The organism is Advenella sp. RU8 (assembly GCF_048381675.1).
In the GTDB taxonomy this organism is placed as follows: Bacteria; Pseudomonadota; Gammaproteobacteria; order Burkholderiales; family Burkholderiaceae_B; genus Advenella.
The window spans coordinates 200,603-218,042 of record NZ_JBLWIS010000004.1 but is presented as its reverse complement, the minus strand read 5'-3'; the positions used below and the strand labels follow the sequence as shown (position 1 = coordinate 218,042).

16 protein-coding genes are annotated in these 17,440 nt (G+C 52.7%); 9 read left to right on the top strand and 7 right to left on the bottom strand.

Going from position 1 to position 17,440, the window contains the following annotated elements:
• Nucleotides 1–50 precede the first annotated feature (50 nt).
• A complete protein-coding gene (locus tag ACM5Q9_RS07500) occupies nt 51–1,460 on the bottom strand; it encodes a cryptochrome/photolyase family protein (RefSeq protein ID WP_418144107.1) in 1,410 nt (469 codons plus the stop codon).
• Nucleotides 1,460–2,428: a MerR family transcriptional regulator gene (locus ACM5Q9_RS07495; RefSeq protein WP_418144106.1), complete on the bottom strand. Its 969-nt coding sequence runs from the start codon at nt 2,426–2,428 to the stop codon at nt 1,460–1,462. Before ACM5Q9_RS07495 ends, ACM5Q9_RS07500 begins: the two co-directional genes overlap by 1 nt.
• Nucleotides 2,429–2,720: 292 nt before the next feature.
• On the opposite strand from ACM5Q9_RS07495, the gene ACM5Q9_RS07490 reads away from it, so the two are divergent.
• The 8 genes from ACM5Q9_RS07490 to ACM5Q9_RS07455 are packed head-to-tail and all read left to right on the top strand — an operon-like array spanning nt 2,721 to nt 9,732.
• Entirely contained in the window at nt 2,721–4,028 is a 1,308-nt protein-coding gene (locus ACM5Q9_RS07490; protein ID WP_418144105.1) for an NAD(P)/FAD-dependent oxidoreductase, read from the top strand.
• Nucleotide 4,029: 1 nt separating this feature from the next.
• Complete coding sequence (locus ACM5Q9_RS07485; protein WP_418144104.1) at nt 4,030–4,812, top strand: DUF1365 domain-containing protein; 783 nt, start codon at nt 4,030–4,032, stop codon at nt 4,810–4,812.
• 11 nt (nt 4,813–4,823) lie between these two features.
• Nucleotides 4,824–6,062, top strand: a complete 1,239-nt coding sequence (locus tag ACM5Q9_RS07480) for a class I SAM-dependent methyltransferase (protein WP_418144103.1) — start codon at nt 4,824–4,826, stop codon at nt 6,060–6,062.
• A gap of 3 nt (nt 6,063–6,065) precedes the next feature.
• Nucleotides 6,066–6,644, top strand: a complete 579-nt coding sequence (locus ACM5Q9_RS07475; protein WP_418144102.1) for a chalcone isomerase family protein — start codon at nt 6,066–6,068, stop codon at nt 6,642–6,644.
• A 17-nt stretch (nt 6,645–6,661) separates the two neighbouring features.
• Nucleotides 6,662–7,945 (top strand): MFS transporter, encoded by a 1,284-nt coding sequence (locus tag ACM5Q9_RS07470; protein ID WP_418144101.1) that lies wholly within the window; start codon nt 6,662–6,664, stop codon nt 7,943–7,945.
• Nucleotides 7,942–8,478, top strand: a complete 537-nt coding sequence (locus ACM5Q9_RS07465; RefSeq protein ID WP_418144100.1) for a DUF3833 domain-containing protein — start codon at nt 7,942–7,944, stop codon at nt 8,476–8,478. The genes ACM5Q9_RS07470 and ACM5Q9_RS07465 overlap by 4 nt, the downstream gene beginning before the upstream one ends.
• Entirely contained in the window at nt 8,478–9,251 is a 774-nt protein-coding gene (locus tag ACM5Q9_RS07460; protein ID WP_418144169.1) for an SDR family NAD(P)-dependent oxidoreductase, read from the top strand. The genes ACM5Q9_RS07465 and ACM5Q9_RS07460 overlap by 1 nt, the downstream gene beginning before the upstream one ends.
• A 28-nt stretch (nt 9,252–9,279) precedes the next feature.
• Nucleotides 9,280–9,732 (top strand): nuclear transport factor 2 family protein, encoded by a 453-nt coding sequence (locus ACM5Q9_RS07455; RefSeq protein WP_418144099.1) that lies wholly within the window; start codon nt 9,280–9,282, stop codon nt 9,730–9,732.
• An 8-nt stretch (nt 9,733–9,740) separates the two neighbouring features.
• On the opposite strand, the gene ACM5Q9_RS07450 is transcribed toward ACM5Q9_RS07455, so the two are convergent.
• Genes ACM5Q9_RS07450 through ACM5Q9_RS07435 form a run of 4 tightly spaced genes read right to left on the bottom strand, consistent with a single transcriptional unit; the run spans nt 9,741 to nt 14,403 of the window.
• The gene (locus ACM5Q9_RS07450) at nt 9,741–10,508 is read right to left on the bottom strand and encodes an ABC transporter ATP-binding protein (RefSeq protein WP_418144098.1); all 768 of its coding nucleotides are present in this window, start codon (nt 10,506–10,508) and stop codon (nt 9,741–9,743) included.
• A complete protein-coding gene (locus ACM5Q9_RS07445) occupies nt 10,505–11,281 on the bottom strand; it encodes an ABC transporter ATP-binding protein (protein ID WP_418144097.1) in 777 nt (258 codons plus the stop codon). Before ACM5Q9_RS07445 ends, ACM5Q9_RS07450 begins: the two co-directional genes overlap by 4 nt.
• Nucleotides 11,278–13,185, bottom strand: a complete 1,908-nt coding sequence (locus tag ACM5Q9_RS07440) for an ABC transporter permease (RefSeq protein WP_418144096.1) — start codon at nt 13,183–13,185, stop codon at nt 11,278–11,280. The genes ACM5Q9_RS07445 and ACM5Q9_RS07440 overlap by 4 nt, the downstream gene beginning before the upstream one ends.
• A 6-nt stretch (nt 13,186–13,191) precedes the next feature.
• A complete protein-coding gene (locus tag ACM5Q9_RS07435) occupies nt 13,192–14,403 on the bottom strand; it encodes an ABC transporter substrate-binding protein (RefSeq protein ID WP_418144168.1) in 1,212 nt (403 codons plus the stop codon).
• A gap of 229 nt (nt 14,404–14,632) precedes the next feature.
• Here ACM5Q9_RS07435 and ACM5Q9_RS07430 point away from each other — a divergent pair, with 229 nt between their 5' ends.
• Nucleotides 14,633–15,409 (top strand): ferredoxin--NADP reductase, encoded by a 777-nt coding sequence (locus ACM5Q9_RS07430; protein WP_418144095.1) that lies wholly within the window; start codon nt 14,633–14,635, stop codon nt 15,407–15,409.
• Nucleotides 15,410–15,479: 70 nt separating this feature from the next.
• On the opposite strand, the gene ACM5Q9_RS07425 is transcribed toward ACM5Q9_RS07430, so the two are convergent.
• Nucleotides 15,480–17,300, bottom strand: a complete 1,821-nt coding sequence (locus tag ACM5Q9_RS07425) for a UvrD-helicase domain-containing protein (protein WP_418144093.1) — start codon at nt 17,298–17,300, stop codon at nt 15,480–15,482.
• Nucleotides 17,301–17,440 lie beyond the last annotated feature (140 nt).

Sequence of the window (17,440 nt, the reverse complement as noted above, 5' to 3'; positions counted from 1 at the left end):
AAATGTGCCGGCAAGGATTGTCTTGACGGCACATCTGGCGCGTATCCGGCTTAATCGGCCGCTTTAAGCACGCCATAACGCAACAGGGTACGTTCACGTGCCTCGGCATGGTCAACAATGGGGGGCAAATACTTCCCTGCCGTCTGCCATGGTTCGTGTATGCATTTATCGGAAAGCAGCTTCAGTTCGGGTACATAACGCCTGATGAACTTGCCTTCGGGATCAAATTTTTTTGATTGGGTCACCGGATTGAAGATGCGGAACCAAGGCTGGGCATCACACCCGGTGGAAGCGGCCCATTGCCAGCCACCATTATTCGAAGCCAGGTCATAGTCATTGAGTTTATCGGCAAAATATTTTTCCCCTTCACGCCAGTCAATGCCCAGATCCTTGCACAAAAATGAAGCCGTGATCATACGCAGCCGGTTATGCATATAACCGGTCTGGTTCAGCTGGCGCATGGCGGCATCCACAATCGGATAGCCTGTCCTGCCTTCACACCAGGCCGCAAAATATTCCGGATTGTCGTCCCAGACAATACGATCACAGGCGCGCTGGAACGAACGGTTTACCACATGCGGAAAGTGATACAGAATGGCTTGATAAAACTCTCGCCAGATCAGCTCCGATAACCAGGTTGCCGCACCGTCATTGTTTTGTTCCAGGGCAAAACGGGCCAGTCTCCTGACCGATACCGTACCAAAACGGATATGCACCGAGAGGTACGATACCCCCTTGACCGCCGGAAAGTCGCGCGCTTCTTTATAGCGTGCCATCCGGGGGGCGAAATCGTCAAACAGGGTTTGCGCACCGCTGCTGCCTGCCGGCATGGGCAATGATGCCCAGGTTCCCGACTCAAAGCCAAGCTGCGCCAATGATGGAATGCTTTCCGTCGGTGGCTTGCATGCCAACCGGGCTGCGTATTTTTCAACCGGATAGGGCTTTAGCTGAAAATCATCCACCTTCTTCAGCCATGCGTTCTTGTAAGGCGTGAAAACACTATATGGCTTGCCGGCCTGGGTCAAGATTTCATCGGTTTCAAAAATAACCTGATCCTTGAAATCGGCAAACCCGATGCCCATGACATCCAGGCTGGCCGCCACCCGTTGGTCCCGTTCAATGGCTGCAGGCTCATAATCACGATTGGTGAATACTTTCTGCACGCCCAGTTGCCGGGCCAGTTCGGGAATACAATCCTGTGCCGCGCCATGCTTCACGATCAGGCCGCTACCCTGGCCACCCGCACGCAATGATAGGGCATGCAGGCCGGCATCCAGCGCCACGACGCTTTGATGAATAAACTCAACCCGGCGGTCTTTGCGGCTGGGCAAAGCGTCCAGGATCTCGGTATCAAAAACGAACACGCAATATACTTTTTGAGCCGTTCGCAAGGCGTGATAAAGCGCGGCATGATCTTCACAGCGCAAATCACGACGAAACCAGACCAAGGCAGCATTCATCAATTTACACCCTGTTTGGCTCGCCAGGCGGCAACCGAATCAATAATATCCTGTGCCTTGCGAAAAAAGATCGTGTTTTCCGGCAGGCGTTTTGAATTGAACAGTGCGGGATTACCGCCCATCCAGAGTTCGGTACTTGCCGGCAGATGCTGGCGCAATTGCTTAAGGTTCTGGATCACCTCCTGAACCGGCGCATGCGTACTGACACCAATGGCTACAATATCGGCATTCAATTGTGCCGCCGCAGCCAGGATTTCCGGCAAAGGGGTATCCGCCCCCAAGGACAGGCGCTCACAATTTTCAAGGGCAAAAAAACACTCGGCCATGAGCAGGCCCAAGGTATGCTTTTCTTGTGGCAAGGTTGTCAGCAAAACTCGCGGCGAACGGATTTCATCCGGTAGCTTGATATCAAGAACTGTAATGGCATCTCTTAAAAACCCCTGGATAGTTTCCGTAAACAGGTGTTCCTGAAATACGGAAATCTCACCCTGCAACCATGCAACGCCCACCTCATAGGCTAGCGGGGAAATAATATTTTCAATGGTTGACGCCAGGCCATATTTGACCATTTGCTGGTGCAAGGCACGGCGAAACCGCTCGGATTCATTATCTTTCAGCCACTGCAACCACTCACCATCCAAAACCTGCAGGTTTCGTGCTTTTCGGGGATGACGCTCCTGCCCTTCTTCCTGGGCAAGTTTACTGAGTTCATGCAATTCATCCAGCGATAGCCGGGCCACCTTTGAAGGGCGATAACCTGCGGCCAGCAGCCGTTTAATGACCATCAGCTTGTCAAGATCAGACTGAAGATAGTAGCGATTGCCTTGCGTATCCCTTTGTGGATCCGGAAACCCGTACCGATGCTCCCACATTCGCAAGGTCATTTTGCTTAGCCCTGTGTCACGCTCAATATCGGATATTGAATAGTGCACGGCAGGAAGAGTCGTATTGGCGGCGGTCTGGTTCATTACAAATCTACAAAAAAGAAAAAACGGTCATTTTAAAAGCGCCCGGCTGAAGTGTCGCACTTTGCTGGCATTAACTGGGCAAGCATGTAATGCAGCCATTTTCACCATCCAAAGCAATAAATACAATAGTTAACCTTAAGCAAGCCCCGAAAAAATACTATTTTACATATACAAACAAAAATATATTTGAAATTGTATTATACAAAATAATATTTTGGCTATACAATAATAAAAATTCATCGTTTTGTAGATGTCATTTAGAAGCCATATTTTTTGCATCAAGGTTTTCATTATGAAAGTTGCCATTATCGGTTCCGGAATTAGCGGTTTGGCCGCTGCCCATACGCTTGGCAGCAGCGCCAACATTACTTTGTTTGAAGCCAACAGCTATTTTGGCGGACATGCAAATACCGTAAATGTGACCCTGCCAACCCCTGAGGGCAATATTACCCATGGCATAGATACCGGTTTCCTGGTTTTCAACCAGAAAACCTATCCCGAATTGATCCGTCTATTCAAAAGCCTGAATGTATCCACGGCATCCTCTGACATGTCATTTTCAGTACAGGTACCCAATGCCATCAACCAGCGCAAGCTGGAGTGGAGCGGCAGCAACCTGAATACGGTGTTTTCACAAAGAAGCAACTTGCTCCGCCCCCGTTTCTGGTTCATGCTCAAGGATATCCTGCGTTTTAATGCCTTATGTACGAAACTGGCTGCCAACCTTGATGATCAAGAACTGCTGACACAAACCCTGGAAGCGTTTCTGGTTGAGCACAAGTTTGGCCAGGCATTCAGGGAATGGTATCTGCTACCCATGCTGGGTTGCATCTGGAGCTGTCCTACCCAGCAAATGCTGCAGTTTCCTGTCGCAACCATGATTCGCTTTTGCCACAATCACGGGCTTGTCCAGGTTAATGACCGTCCGCAATGGCTGACGGTCAATAACGGCTCGCGCCAATACATTGAAAAAATCACCGCCGGCATTGCCGACAAACGCCTGAACACACCCGTCCTGCAGATCAGGCGCAACCAAAAAAACGTGCAGATCCTGACCGCTAACGGTTTGGAACACTTCGACCATGTGATTATGGCTACCCACTCCGATCAGGCCCTGCGCTTGCTGGAACAGGCCACGCCAAGAGAACGGGACATCCTGGGTGCCATCCAATATCAAGCAAACCGCGCCATCCTGCACACTGACACCTCGGTCTTGCCTGACAACAAGCTTGCCTGGGCTTCATGGAATTATGAAAGAAGCGCAAACACAGACACCTCTTCCGCCGGCATCTGCCTGCATTACCTGATCAACCGCTTACAACCCCTGCCTTTTAGCCAACCTGTCATTGTTTCATTGAACCCGGTCAAGCCCATCAATCCGGCAACCATTATTGGGGAATATAGCTATGAACATCCCGTCTTTGATATGGCCGCCATTTATGCGCAGAAAACCCTAAAAAAAATACAGGGCCAAAACCGCACCTGGTACTGCGGTGCATGGACCGGCTATGGTTTCCATGAAGACGGACTGGTATCGGGCATGCAAGTTGCCAGAGAGCTGATGGCACAACAGCAAGAAACCCTTAAACAAGCCGCCTGACATGTCAAGCAAAACGCTTCCCCCTTCTACATTGATCGGTTTTGGCCAGGTCTACCATGCCCGGCTGCAACCCACCGTCAACCGCTTTCGCTATCCTACTTTTTTCCTGATGCTGCCGATGCGGCATCTGCGTGACAGCGATAGCGCACTGGCCATCAATAAACCGGGCGCCATCAGTTTTCATGATTGCGACCACGGTGACGGCAGGGGCCCCGAACAGGGGGGCGCCCTGGCCTGGCTAGATGAGCTCCTGCACAACCAGGGCATTCATGATGCGAATGGCGAAGTATGGCTGCATTGCTACCCGCGTGTATTCGGCTATACCTTCAAGCCCGTGAGTTTCTGGTTCTGCCATCATGAAAACGGGGATCTGCGGGCCATTGTCGCTGAAGTCAACAACACCTTTGGTGAACGACACTTTTATTTGCTTGACCAACCCCGTTTCGGTGCATGGGTAGACGTTCAAAAAGTATTTCATGTTTCGCCTTTTTGCGATGTGAAGGGGCAATACCACTTCTGCTTCATGCGAACTGCACAACATGAAGCCATCAAGACCTCGGTCTTGATTCACTATCACGATGCAGACAAGCCGGTACTGAAAACCAGCATCAGCGGGACGCTGCTACCAATTACCCCGGCCACTTTAAGGCGGGCGCTGTGGCGCTATCCTGCAATGACCGCCATGATCATGCTGCGAATCCATTGGCAAGCACTCAAGCTCTGGATCAAACGCACCGGATTCCGCCACAAACCCAGTCCTCCAGATCAACCTGTAACCCGTTGAGACTATTCAAGATGAATACCAACACCGCTAGCACCCACCAAACCCTTAACTTGCCCGACAATGTCCCGGCCAGTGTCAAAAATGCTTTTCGCTTACTCAGCCATTTGCAATATGGCAAATTGATTGTTGTACTGCCTAACGGCCAATCCCATCTGTTTGGTACCCAGGAGACAAGCGCAAACCAGGGCATTCCTGTCCTGCACCTGCATAACTGGAATGTTTGCAGTGCCGTCTTCAAATCCGGTGACATCGGTTTTGCCGAAACCTATATTGCGGGTGACTGGAGCACATCAGACCTGCCCGCCCTGCTGACCCTGCTGGTACGCAATCGCCAGCAACTAAGTCTGCTGATTTATGGAAACTGGCTGGGACGGCTGGCTTACCGCATTCGCCATTTACTGAATCGCAATACGCGCAGCAATAGCCGCAAAAACATTCATGCCCACTATGACCTGGGCAATGAGTTTTATTCCTTGTGGCTGGATAAAAGCATGAATTATTCCAGCGCCCTGTTTGACGCCAACCCGGAAGCAGATCTTGAAACTGCCCAGTGGGCAAAAGTAAAGCGTGCACTGGATATGGTGCAATTAAAGCCGGGCGACCGCTTGCTGGAAATTGGTTGTGGCTGGGGTGCCCTGGCCGAGATGGCAGCGGTACAGTTCAAGGCCCGCCCTACCGGGGTCACGCTCTCCAGCGAACAGCTGGCCTTTGCCCAACAACGCATGGAAAGGCTGGGCATGGCCACACAGGCCGATTTACGCCTGCAGGACTATCGCGATATCAACGACGAAGCCTTTGATGCCATCTGCTCGATTGAAATGATCGAAGCGGTCGGCAAAGAATACTGGCCGGTTTATTTTCAATCCATCAACCGCCTGCTAAAACAGGGTGGGCGTGCCTGCATACAGAGCATCGTGATTGATGATGAATTGTACGAACGCTACATCAATGGCACCGATTTCATTCAACAATACATTTTCCCCGGCGGCTGCCTGCCCTCTACAAGCCAATTGCACCAACAGATACGCAAGGCAGGGCTGAAACTGGAAAATGAATTTTCATTTGGCCAGGATTATGCCAAAACCTGCAAGCTCTGGCGCGAAGATTTCCTGAGCAAAAAAGCCCAGGTCACACAACTGGGCTTTGATGAAAACTTCATGCGGACATGGGAATTTTACCTGGCCTATTGTGAAGCCGCTTTCACGGAAGGCAGTATCAATGTCATGCAACTGACGCTTGTCAAGGAGTAAAAAATGAACGCTACCCGTTTATTGACCATGCTAATCCTTGCCGCCAGCTGTGGCACGGTGCCATACGCGCTGGCGGCCACCAAGGCGAATCCGGTTACCGAAAATGCCATGACAGCAACCCTGCCGGCCAATTTGCAGCCGGTGGGCAATGCCACCATGCGATTCCTGGGATGGAATATTTACCAGGCCTCGCTATGGGCTGCCCCCGGTTTTAACCCGCAACGCTATGAAGATTACCCCCTGGCACTTGAACTGACTTATTCAAGATCCTTCACAGGTAAAGCAATTGCCGAGCGCTCGCTGGAAGAGATGCGCCGGATTGGCAATTTTACGCAGGCCCAACAGGAAAAATGGCAACAGGCGCTAAGCGATATTCTGCCTGACGTCAAGGAAGGTGACCAGATTCTGGGCTTGCACCAACCTGACGGCGGTGCGGTATTCATGCAATCCGGGCGCCCGCTTGGCAGCATTCGCGACCCTGAATTTTCAACCCTGTTTTTTGGCATCTGGCTATCTGAAAAAACCTCGGAACCAGACTTGCGACAGTCCTTGCTTGCCCTGGGCAAACCAGCTCGCAACTGAACAGGCCTGAATAAATCATGACAGCAACGGCCAGTTTTACCCTGCGACAGGCAGTACGCTACGGGACTTTGGGCCTGCCACTGGCCTTCATTGCACTACCGCTTTATATCCTGCTGCCCAATTACTATGCCAATGAATTCGGGGTTTCGCTTACCGTCCTGGGATTGCTCTTCCTGGCAAGCCGGCTGTTTGATGCCCTGACTGATCCCTTGCTTGGCCGCCTGAGCGATGTCCTGTTCAACCGGGCCAATGCCAACGTCATGACCTTTATTGGCCTGACTGCAGTGGTCCTCGTAGCAGGCCTGGCCGGATTGCTCTTTCCTCCCGCGCTTGCCACCTCAGGATCAACACTGATTTTATGGATCGCCACCTGCCTGCTCATCACCTATACTGCCTACAGTTTCCTGATGATCATGCACCAGTCATGGGGCGCCCGGCTGGGTGGTGATGCCGTCATGCGAGGCAAAATTGTGGCTGCACGGGAAAGTGCCGGGCTGATCGGTGTCATGCTGGCCTCGGCGATTCCCGGGTGGCTGGGTTATGGGGCCATGCTAACAAGCTTCGTGGCGTGCATGGGCCTTGGCTTGTTCGGTTTAAGCTTTGCCCATAAACCGGCTTCCCGTGCCTTGCACACCACCCAGGCCACTTCTGTCTGGCATCCGTTCAGTCAGGCGCCGTTTCGAAACCTATTGCTGGTCTTTTCGCTCAACGGAATCGCTTCGGCCGTTCCTGCCACACTCGTACTGTTTTTCATCCAGGACCGCATCCGCGCGCCCCTGGCCAGCGAACCCTGGTTTTTAGGCCTGTATTTTCTATGTGCGGCATTATCCATGCCTTGCTGGCTATATATCGTGCGCCGCATCGGCCTGGCCAAAACCTGGTTAAGCGGCATGCTGTTATCCATTATCGTGTTTGTCTGGACACTCTTCTTGGGTGAAGGCGATGTCCTTTATTTTGCCGTTATCTGTGCATTTTCGGGTTTTGCCGTGGGCGCCGACCTGGCCTTGCCGGGTGCCCTTCTGGCGGGCCTGATCCGTTCACTGGGTGACGGCGACAAACATGAAGGCGCCTATCTGGGCTGGTGGAATTTCATGACCAAGGCCAACCTGGCGCTGGCCGCCGGCCTGACCTTGCCCTTGCTGGAATGGTTGGGTTACACACCCGGCACCCATGACGCGCAGGCACTGCAAATGCTAAGCCTGGTGTATGCTGGATTACCCTGCCTGCTTAAACTTTTTGCCGCCTGGGCGCTGTACCGTTTTTTCCACGCACCACACTCACCTCAGGAACTTTACTCATGAAGAAACGTCTTCTTTTTTCAGTCACGGCCCTGCTTTCCGCCCTTGCCCTGGTGGGCTGCGCCGGACAACAACTGGCCGACTATAAAAATGAAAAACCCACCCTTGATCTGGCCACTTATTTCAATGGCCCGCTTGAAGCACACGGTATTTTCCAGGATCGCAGCGGTAAAGTCGTCAAGCGGTTCATTGTCAAAATGGAAGGCAGCTGGACCGGCAACAAGGGTGTTCTGGACGAACACTTCACCTATTCTGACGGTACCAAAGAGCGCCGGGTATGGCGGCTTGAAAAACTTCCCGATGGCCGCTATACCGGCACCGCCGGGGATGTCGAGGGCACAGCCCAGGGACAGGTTTCGGGCAATGCCTTTAACTGGCATTACACCCTCAAGCTGCCAGTGGATGGCAAAGTGTATTCCGTACAATTTGATGACTGGATGTACCTGATGGATGACCGGGTCATGCTTAACAAGGCTACCATGAGCAAATTCGGCATCAAGCTGGGCGAAGTGACTTTATCATTTTACAAGCCATGATGAACCTGAACCCTCCCGTCACCAGCTGGCAAAACAAGCGTATCTGGCTGATTGGCGCATCCAGCGGCATAGGGCTGGCCCTGGCTGAAAAACTGGCCGCCCAAAAGGCCACCGTGATTGTTTCGGCGCGCAATCGTGCGGCGCTGGACGCTTTTGTAAACAAACACCCCGGCTGCCTGGCGTTGCCATTGGATGTAAGCCAGCCTGAAACCCTGACACAGGCACTTGATACCCTGGCAAGCAGTATCGGATGCCCCGACCTGGTGTGCTATTGTGCCGGCCATTACAAGCCGCTAAGGGCCACCGAATACCATCTTGAAGAAATGCTGCATCATCAGCAAATCAACGTGACCGGCCTGCTGCACTTGCTGGATCGTCTTATTCCCATGATGCTGGAACAGGGACATGGCCATATCAGCCTGATCAGCAGTGTCGCCGGTTTTCGTGGCCTGCCCAAAAGCCTTGCCTATGGCCCCACCAAGGCGGCGCTCATCAACCTGGCCGAGTGCCTGTATCTTGACCTGCATGACCGTGGGCTGGGAATCAGCCTGATTAATCCAGGATTTGTGCAAACACCGCTCACCGCGCAAAATGATTTTTCCATGCCGGGCCTGATAGCGCCCGAACAAGCGGCCGCCCATATCCTGGCCGGCTGGGAGAAAGGCCGCTTCCACATTGATTTCCCAAAAAAATTCACGCTGGTCATGCGTTTATTAAGAATCCTGCCCTACCCGCTGTATTTTCGGCTGGTCCGCAAAATAACCGGGCTGTAACCCATCGATTGAACACAATGAGAATGCCATGACACCTGCCAATCCTGAAATTACTGCCGGCCTCAAGCGCTTTACCGGGTTTTACTCAACCCTCACCCCTGGCAATCTTGAGCAGCTGGCTGCCATTTATGACGCAAAGGCAAGTTTCAAAGATCCCTTCAATGAAATACAGGGCCCTGCGCAAATCAAAAAAATATTCGAACATATGTTTGAAGCTTTAAATAAACCGAAATTCACTATTTTGCAATGTATAGCCCAGGACAATCATTGCTTCCTGATCTGGGATTTCACCTTTTATTTCAAAAGCACCAAACCCGATAAAAAGCAAACCATCCACGGCGCCAGCCATGTGATTTTCAATGAAAAAGGCATGGTCAGCTACCACCGCGACTATTGGGACGTGGCAGAAGAACTGTATGAAAAATTCCCCCTGCTGGGGGGACTGTTAAGATGGATCAAACGGCGTCTTGCCGTACACTAAAAGCCCGCTCAAACGGTCAGATAAGCCCGTTTGACGGCTTCATTTTCCATCAATGACTGGATGGACCCGCTAAACTTCACCTGTCCCTTTTCAAGCACATAGGCCCGGTCTGATACCAATTCGGCAAAAGGCAGGTTCTGTTCGGACAACAAGATGCCAATGCCTTTTTCTTTCAGGGCCAGGATCATGCGGGCCATTTGCTCCACCACCACGGGTGCCACCCCCTCCGAGGGTTCATCCAGTAGCACCATGAAAGGGTTGCCCATCAGGGTTCGCGCCACGCTAAGCATTTGCTGCTCACCACCGCTCATCTTGCCACCGGGCCGGTCCAGCATCTTGCCCAGGTTGGGAAACAGGGAAAACAGGGATTCACGGGTCCAGAAAACGGCTTCGCGGCCATCGGGCCAATGCCGCATTGGCTGGCGTCCCACGTCCAGGTTTTCGGTTACGCTCAGGTCGGAAAACACGCGTCGGTCTTCGGGCACATAGCCAAGGCCTTGCCGGGCAATCCGGTAAGGTGGCCAACGGGAGATATCCTGACCCATGAACATGATCTTGCCACTGCTGCGATCAAGCAGGCCCATGATGGATTTGAGCGTAGTTGACTTGCCCGCGCCATTGCGCCCCATCAGGGCCACCACTTCACCCTGGCCCACCGTCAGGTTCACATCGAACAGGATATGGGCAGCGCCATACCAGGCATTCAGGCCCGCAACGCTTAACAGACCGGCATCACCCGCCAGCGGGGTTGATTTTTCCGGCAAGACGGCACTCATGATGACAACCCTTCTTTCAATTTTTCCAATCCAATTCCAGAGCCCAGGTAAACCTCCCTGACCTGCGGGTGATTGCGGATTTCTTCCGGTGTACCTTCCGCGATCAACCAGCCTGCAGCCAGCACGATAATGCGGTCAGCATAGGCAAACACCACGTCCATGCTGTGCTCGGTAAACAGCACGCCCATCTTGCGCTGCTTGGCCAGTTTGCGCGTCAGGGCCATCAATTCATTACGTTCCTGCGGGGCCATACCGGCCGTGGGTTCATCCATGAGCAATAAAACCGGATCATTGGCCAATGCCATGGCCAGTTCCACGCGCTTCACATCGCCATAAGCCAGTTCGCTGCAGGGCCGGTCGGCCTGGTCTTCCATGCCCACCTGCGCCAACAGGTCCAATGCCTGCTGCCGGTACTGCGAAGCCGCCGGCCTGAAAAACGAAAATATTTTCCGGTGAAATGACAACAGGGTCATTTGCACGTTTTCCACCACCGTCAAGGAAGCGAAGGTGGCGGCAATCTGAAAAGTGCGGCCAACTCCCAGTTGCCAGATATCACGAGCCTGCCTCCCCAAAATTTCCTTGCCTTGCAGGCAAACCGTACCCTGATTGGCCGCAATCTGCCCGCCAATCATATTGAAGGTGGTTGACTTGCCGGCCCCGTTAGGGCCGATCAGGGCCAGCATTTCACCCGGCTCAAGGCCAAAGCTCACGCCCTGGACCGCCCGGAAATCGCCATAGGCTTTATGAAGATCACGGACCTGCAACAAACTCATGGCCGGCCTCCGTCGCGCGAGACACGCACTTGAGAACGACTGCCCAATTGGGCAAAAAACCCGGCAATCCCCTGTGGAAACAGCAATACCAGCACTAAAATGACCAGGCCGAACAGGGCTTTCCAGTAATCGGTAATACCCAGCACATAATCATGCAGAACGGTATACAAAAAAGCGCCCACGATAGGCCCCAGCAAAGACTGGACTCCTCCCAGCAATACCATCACCAAACCGTCAACCGACTTACTGATATGCAGTTCTTCAGGAGAAACGCTACCTTTGGAGTACACGTAAAGCACACCGGCCAGTCCGGCAAAAAGGCCGGCAATCACAAACGCCAGCCATTGCGTCTGTTTCACGTTAATGCCAATCGCATCGCTGCGCAATACCGAATCACGCCCGGCGCGCATGGCATAGCCAAACGGTGAAAACAGCAGGCGACGCAAAATCAACACGCTGCCAGCCACAATGACCAGCGTAAAGTAATAATAAGATTGCGGACTGCTTAACCAGTCTGGCGGCCAGATGCCGATCAGGCCATTGGAGCCGCCGGTAAAACTGTCCCACTGGAACACCACCGACCAGGTAATTTGCGCAAATGCCAGGGTTAGCATGGCCAGGTAAATGCCTGACAGGCGCACACAAAACCAACCATAGACCAAGGCGCCCAAGGCGGCAAAAAGGGGTGCGATGAACAGAGTCGCTTCCAGCGGCAGGCCGGTTTTCTGCATCAGCAAGGCAGCGGCATAAGCCCCCAGGCCAAAATAGGCCGCGTGGCCAAAGGTATGCATGCCGGCCGGCCCGGCAATAAAATGCAGGCTGGTCGCAAACAGCACGGCAATCAGGGCATCCTGCATCAGGATCATTAAATAGGGGAAGGAGTCTTCAAGCAGCGGCACTCCGGCCAACAACAATACCAGGCAAGCGACCACTTTAAGGAAGCGGCCGGCCGGGCGAATGGGTGCCTCAACCGGTGCCGAATTGCGGGAGGCAGCCTGCTCCTTGCCCAACAAGCCCCAAGGCCTGAACACCAGCACCAGCGCCATAATCAGGAACTCAACCACCATGGTCAACTGAGAAAACTCTACCTGCAGGCCGAAAATTTGTACCGTACCCAGCCAGATACAGAGGGCCTTCATTTCGGTAATCAGCAAGGCTGCCAAAAAAGCCCCCGGAATAGAACCCATGCCGCCCACGACTACCACCGCAAAGGCATCACCAATAATACGCATGTCCAGTCCCAAGCTGGCAGGCTCATTAGGCAGCTCCAGCGCGCCACCCAGGCCGGCCAGAAAAGAGCCCAGCGCAAACACACCGGTAAACAGCCAGGCCTGGTTCACGCCCAGCGCCCCCAGCATTTCCTTGTCCTGGGTGGCCGCACGCACAAATGTGCCCCAGCGGGTACGGTTCAGCAACCACCACAACAGCAGCAATACCAAGGGGCCGATGATAATCAGGAAAATGTTATAAGTGGGAAACATGCGTCCCAAAACGGGTATCGCCCCTTCCAGCCCCGGTGCCTGCATGCCCAGCAGGTCTTCAGGCCCCCATAGCCAGTGGGCCGCATCGCTGGCAATCAGCACCAGTGCAAAGGTAGCCAACAACTGGAACAGTTCAGGGGCCCGGTAGATGCGCCGCAGCAGGAACACTTCAATAAGCACGCCCAGTATGGCCACCACCAGCCCCGCAGCAAGCAAGCTGCCCCAGAATCCCAGCACCGTACCGCCCAGCCACGACGTAAGCGAATAGGCAATATAGATGCCCAGCATATACAGGGACCCATGGGCGAAATTGATAATCCGGGTCACCCCGAAGATCAATGACAGGCCAGCGGCAACCAGAAACAGGGATGAGGTTCCCGCCAGACCGTTCAGCAGCTGAACAATTAAACCCGAAGCATCCATTGTGGCTTATTCGGCTGGCCGCATTTTTTTCACTTCCTCGTCGGAAGGCTGTACATCTTTACCGTCAACATAGCTGATATCGGTCATGATACCCTTGCCGTCCTTGACATCCAGCCTGCCTACATAGGCACCCATGGTGGACTGGTTGTCAATATCGCGGTACATGATTTCACCAAAAGGCGTTTGCACTTTCAGGCCCTTGAAAGCCTTGATCAGAGCTTCGGTATCGGTGGAACCGGCGGCCTTGATGCCTTCGGCCAGTGACATGATCATGGCATAACCCACAATCGAACCGGCCCGCGGATAATCATTGAACTTGTCCTGGTAGGCCTTCAGGAACGCATTGTGCTCGGGGGTATCAATCGCATACCAAGGATAACCGGTCACAAACCAGCCTTTGGGCGTATCTTCACCCAGCGGGTCCAGATACTCGGGTTCGCCGGTTAACAAACTAACCACCGGCAAGTTGTCAAAGAACTGACGCGTCTTGCCGGCCCGCACGAATTTGGTCAAATCGGTGCTAAACAGGACGTTGAACAGTGCATCGGGCTTGGCATCGGCCAGGGCCTGCACCACGTTGCCCGCGTCAATCTTGTTCAGGGTCACGGCCTGCTCGGCCACGAATTCAACATCGGGCTGCTGTTCTTTCAGCAGTTTCTTGAAAGACTCAATAGCAGACTGGCCGTACTCGTAATTGGGGTACACCAGGGCCCAGCGTTTTTTGTTCATTTTGACCGCTTCGGGAATCAGCATGGCCACTTTCATATAAGTGGAATCACGCAGGCGATAGGTATAACGGTTGCCATTTTCCCAAACGATTTTGTCAGTCAGCGGTTCTCCGGCCAGGAAGAACACTTTTTTCTGTTTGGCAAAATCGGCCAGTGCCAGGCCAATATTAGACAGGAAGCTACCCGTCAGCACATCAACCTTGTCACGGGTAATCAACTGCTGGGCTTCGCGAATGGCATTGCCCTGGTTGCCTGCATCATCACGAATCAGGACTTCCACTTTCTTGCCATTCAGGCCACCCGCCTGATTGATTTGCTCAACAGCCAGATCTATCCCTTTCTTGTACGGCTCTAAAAAAGCCGGTATGGTTTTATAACTGTTGATTTCTCCAATGCGGATCACGTCCTGTGCATATGCCGTTGCCGAAACCGACACGGCCAGCAGCGAACCAAAACTCCATTGCCAGATTTTTCTGGAAAATGCTTTCATAACCATATTTGTAGACTCCCTGCCACAGGCAATAGACAAGCTTTTTATAAACTTATTACTGAATAATTGGAAAAAGGCGGATTTAACCTGAAAAAAACGAAATTGATAGTAATTTACTGCTTTTTGATTAATTAAAAGAAGATAGTTTGATTATATTCAAGAAATTATTTTGCTTTCTTTTGTAGAATAACAAATTCTTTTTTTAATAACTCCAACAGGTCAATCGTTTATGGCTGCTGCTTTTCTTGAAGGCAAAGTATTAAGTGTCCACCACTGGACAGATCGTCTTTTCAGTTTCACTACCACCCGTGACCAGGCCCTTCGTTTCAATAACGGCCACTTCACCATGATCGGCTTGCCGGTTGATGGCAAACCGCTACTGCGCGCCTACAGTATTGCCAGCCCCAACTACGAAGAACACCTCGAGTTCCTGAGCATCAAGGTGCCCGACGGCCCGCTGACTTCACGTTTGCAGCACATCAAGGTTGGCGATAACATCATTATTGGCCGCAAACCCACCGGCACACTGCTAATCGATTACCTCTTGCCTGGCAAACGCCTGTATATGCTCTCAACCGGCACTGGCTTGGCACCCTTCCTTAGCATCATGCGCGACCCCGAAACCTACGAGCGTTTTGAAGAGGTCATTCTGGTGCACGGGGTGCGTTTCGTTAACGAATTGTGCTACCGCGATTATTTCACCAACGAATTGCCCAAAGACGAATTCCTGGGTGAAATGATCACCAATCAGCTTAAGTATTATCCCACGGTTACCCGCGAACCGTTCGAAAACCAAGGCCGCGTTACCGATCTTATCGAAAACGGCAAGTTGTTCACCGACCTGAATGTCCCTGAACTCAACCCCGAAGAAGATCGCGTCATGATCTGCGGTAGCCCTGGCCTGCTGCGTGACCTTAAGCCCATTCTGGAAAAACGCGGCTTCAACGAAGGCAGCACCTCAAAACCGGGTGCTTATGTCGTTGAACGCGCTTTCGTCGATCAATAAAAACTTTTACAGCCAGCAATTGCCATAAACACTGGCTGTAAATATCCCATCCCATCGCTGTAGACTTTGGCTAGCCGGCTAAAAGAAACAGCGATTTTTTTGCGCGTGTAATTGCAACATAAAAGCGGTTGCGTTCTATCGCATCGTCACTACCCCGGGTGCAGAATCCCCTCAGGTTGGCGTTATAAACCAGCACCTCATCAAACTCACGTCCCTTGGCCTCGCTAACGGTATAAAACCGGATGCCACCACGCGCTTTCCAGCTGGCCAAAAGCCTGGCATACAAGGCAGGCCATTGCTCGCTGCTTGCCTGCCGGTTTGACAAAAACTGCAACAAGCCCCGCCATGAAAACCAGGCGGCCTGTTCCAGCACCCTGTGCTGGCTGGCGCCCAGGCTGAACAGCCCCGACATGCGGGCAAAGGTTTCCAGTTCTGCCACCAAGCCGGCCTTCGCGTCTTTTTGCCCAATCCACCATTGCAGGGCATTTTTCATCTCATCGGAAAAGGCCTCCCCTTTAACCGAACCACCCCGCAGGTGCAAATCCAGATACATGCGCAAACTACCGGGGGTCGCCTTATGGGCGATTTCATGTTTGGCCTGCTCGTCCAGCAGGCAATGCGGCAGGCTTAAAAACTGCAATACCGCCTCATCCATTTTATTAACCATCGGCGCCAGGCGTGGAAAGCGTACGGAATACAAATACACCAGCATACTGGCGGCAAACGTATTCACCAGTGGATAAGCCAGAGCAGGACAGCTGTCACTGCTATTGAAGACATCGAAAGCGGCACTGACCCGGTCGGCGCCATTACGGCACACCACAGCCAAATGGGGCAGGCGGGCCGGCTTGATCTGTGGCAGTAAATCAGCCATGGGCCCGCTGACCGGCGTAATGCTGGTTTTGTGTTTGGCGATTGACGTCAATGCACGGCCTGTCAGCTTACCGGCCAGCTCGGCCAGGCTATCGCCAAAACGGTACGTTTGCAGGGAATGGATAATGCGGGCCGAATAATGCTGTACATAAGTATTAAATACCGCATCGGTATCGGTGCCACGCCAGGCAAAAATATTCTGCATCCGGTCTCCCACCGCCAGGATGCGGGCCTGCGGACTTAAGATCCTGAACAGGAAAGCCAGTTGCAAGGGGGTCGTATCGTGAAATTCATCAATGAACACAAACCGGTAGCCGCCCATGTAACGATCTTCCAGGGTCTCGGACTCCAAGCGCTCCAGCAGGTCGAACACGGCCTCGGAAATCAGCCGGAATCCGAATTTTCCGGTTCTTTGGCCAGGAGCCACATAAGGGTCAAGCAAAAGGCTTTCCGTGCCGGCCTCGGGTCCGGGCCAATGGGCGCGATACGAGTCATAGGCATAAAACACACGACGCACAAAACGGTAATCAAAATTAAGCTTGCCCTCACAGATGAATTCACAATCTTCAGCAGACTCAGCCTCCCAGGCCCGGGAAGCTCGGAAAAAATCCAGATCCGCCATCAGCGCATTCATGTGCTCTTCATTAATCTGCGGTGCCGTAAATTCCCAGTCAAAACCTTCCTCACAAGCCTCTTCCACCAATTGCGGCAACAACTCCCGCACGACCGCATCGCGATCCAGGACATAACGCTCATCCCCCAGGCGGCGCAACAGTTGGTGTGCCAATCCGTCAATCGTACTGATGGTCAGGTTGGGCTGTTCGGCCGAAACCAGCCCCCTTTTTTGCATATAGCCACTTAATACATCACGCCCGGCACGGCTGAATGTCATCAGCAGTGTGGGAGCGCCAGGCACACAATGCCGAGCCTCTTCCGCAATCAGGGTGGACTTCCCGCTACCGGCCACGCCTTCAACCAGCAAGGCTTTTTCAGGATAATGATTGAACAGGTTTTGCATAAACCAACACTTCCGTTTATAAACTAAAAATGAATATTGCTTTTTACTAAAAGTAAAAACTATGTTTACCCCAACTACCTTGAGGCTTATAGTGCATCGCGTCATAATAGCATTGACGCATTATCCAACTATACTCGTGA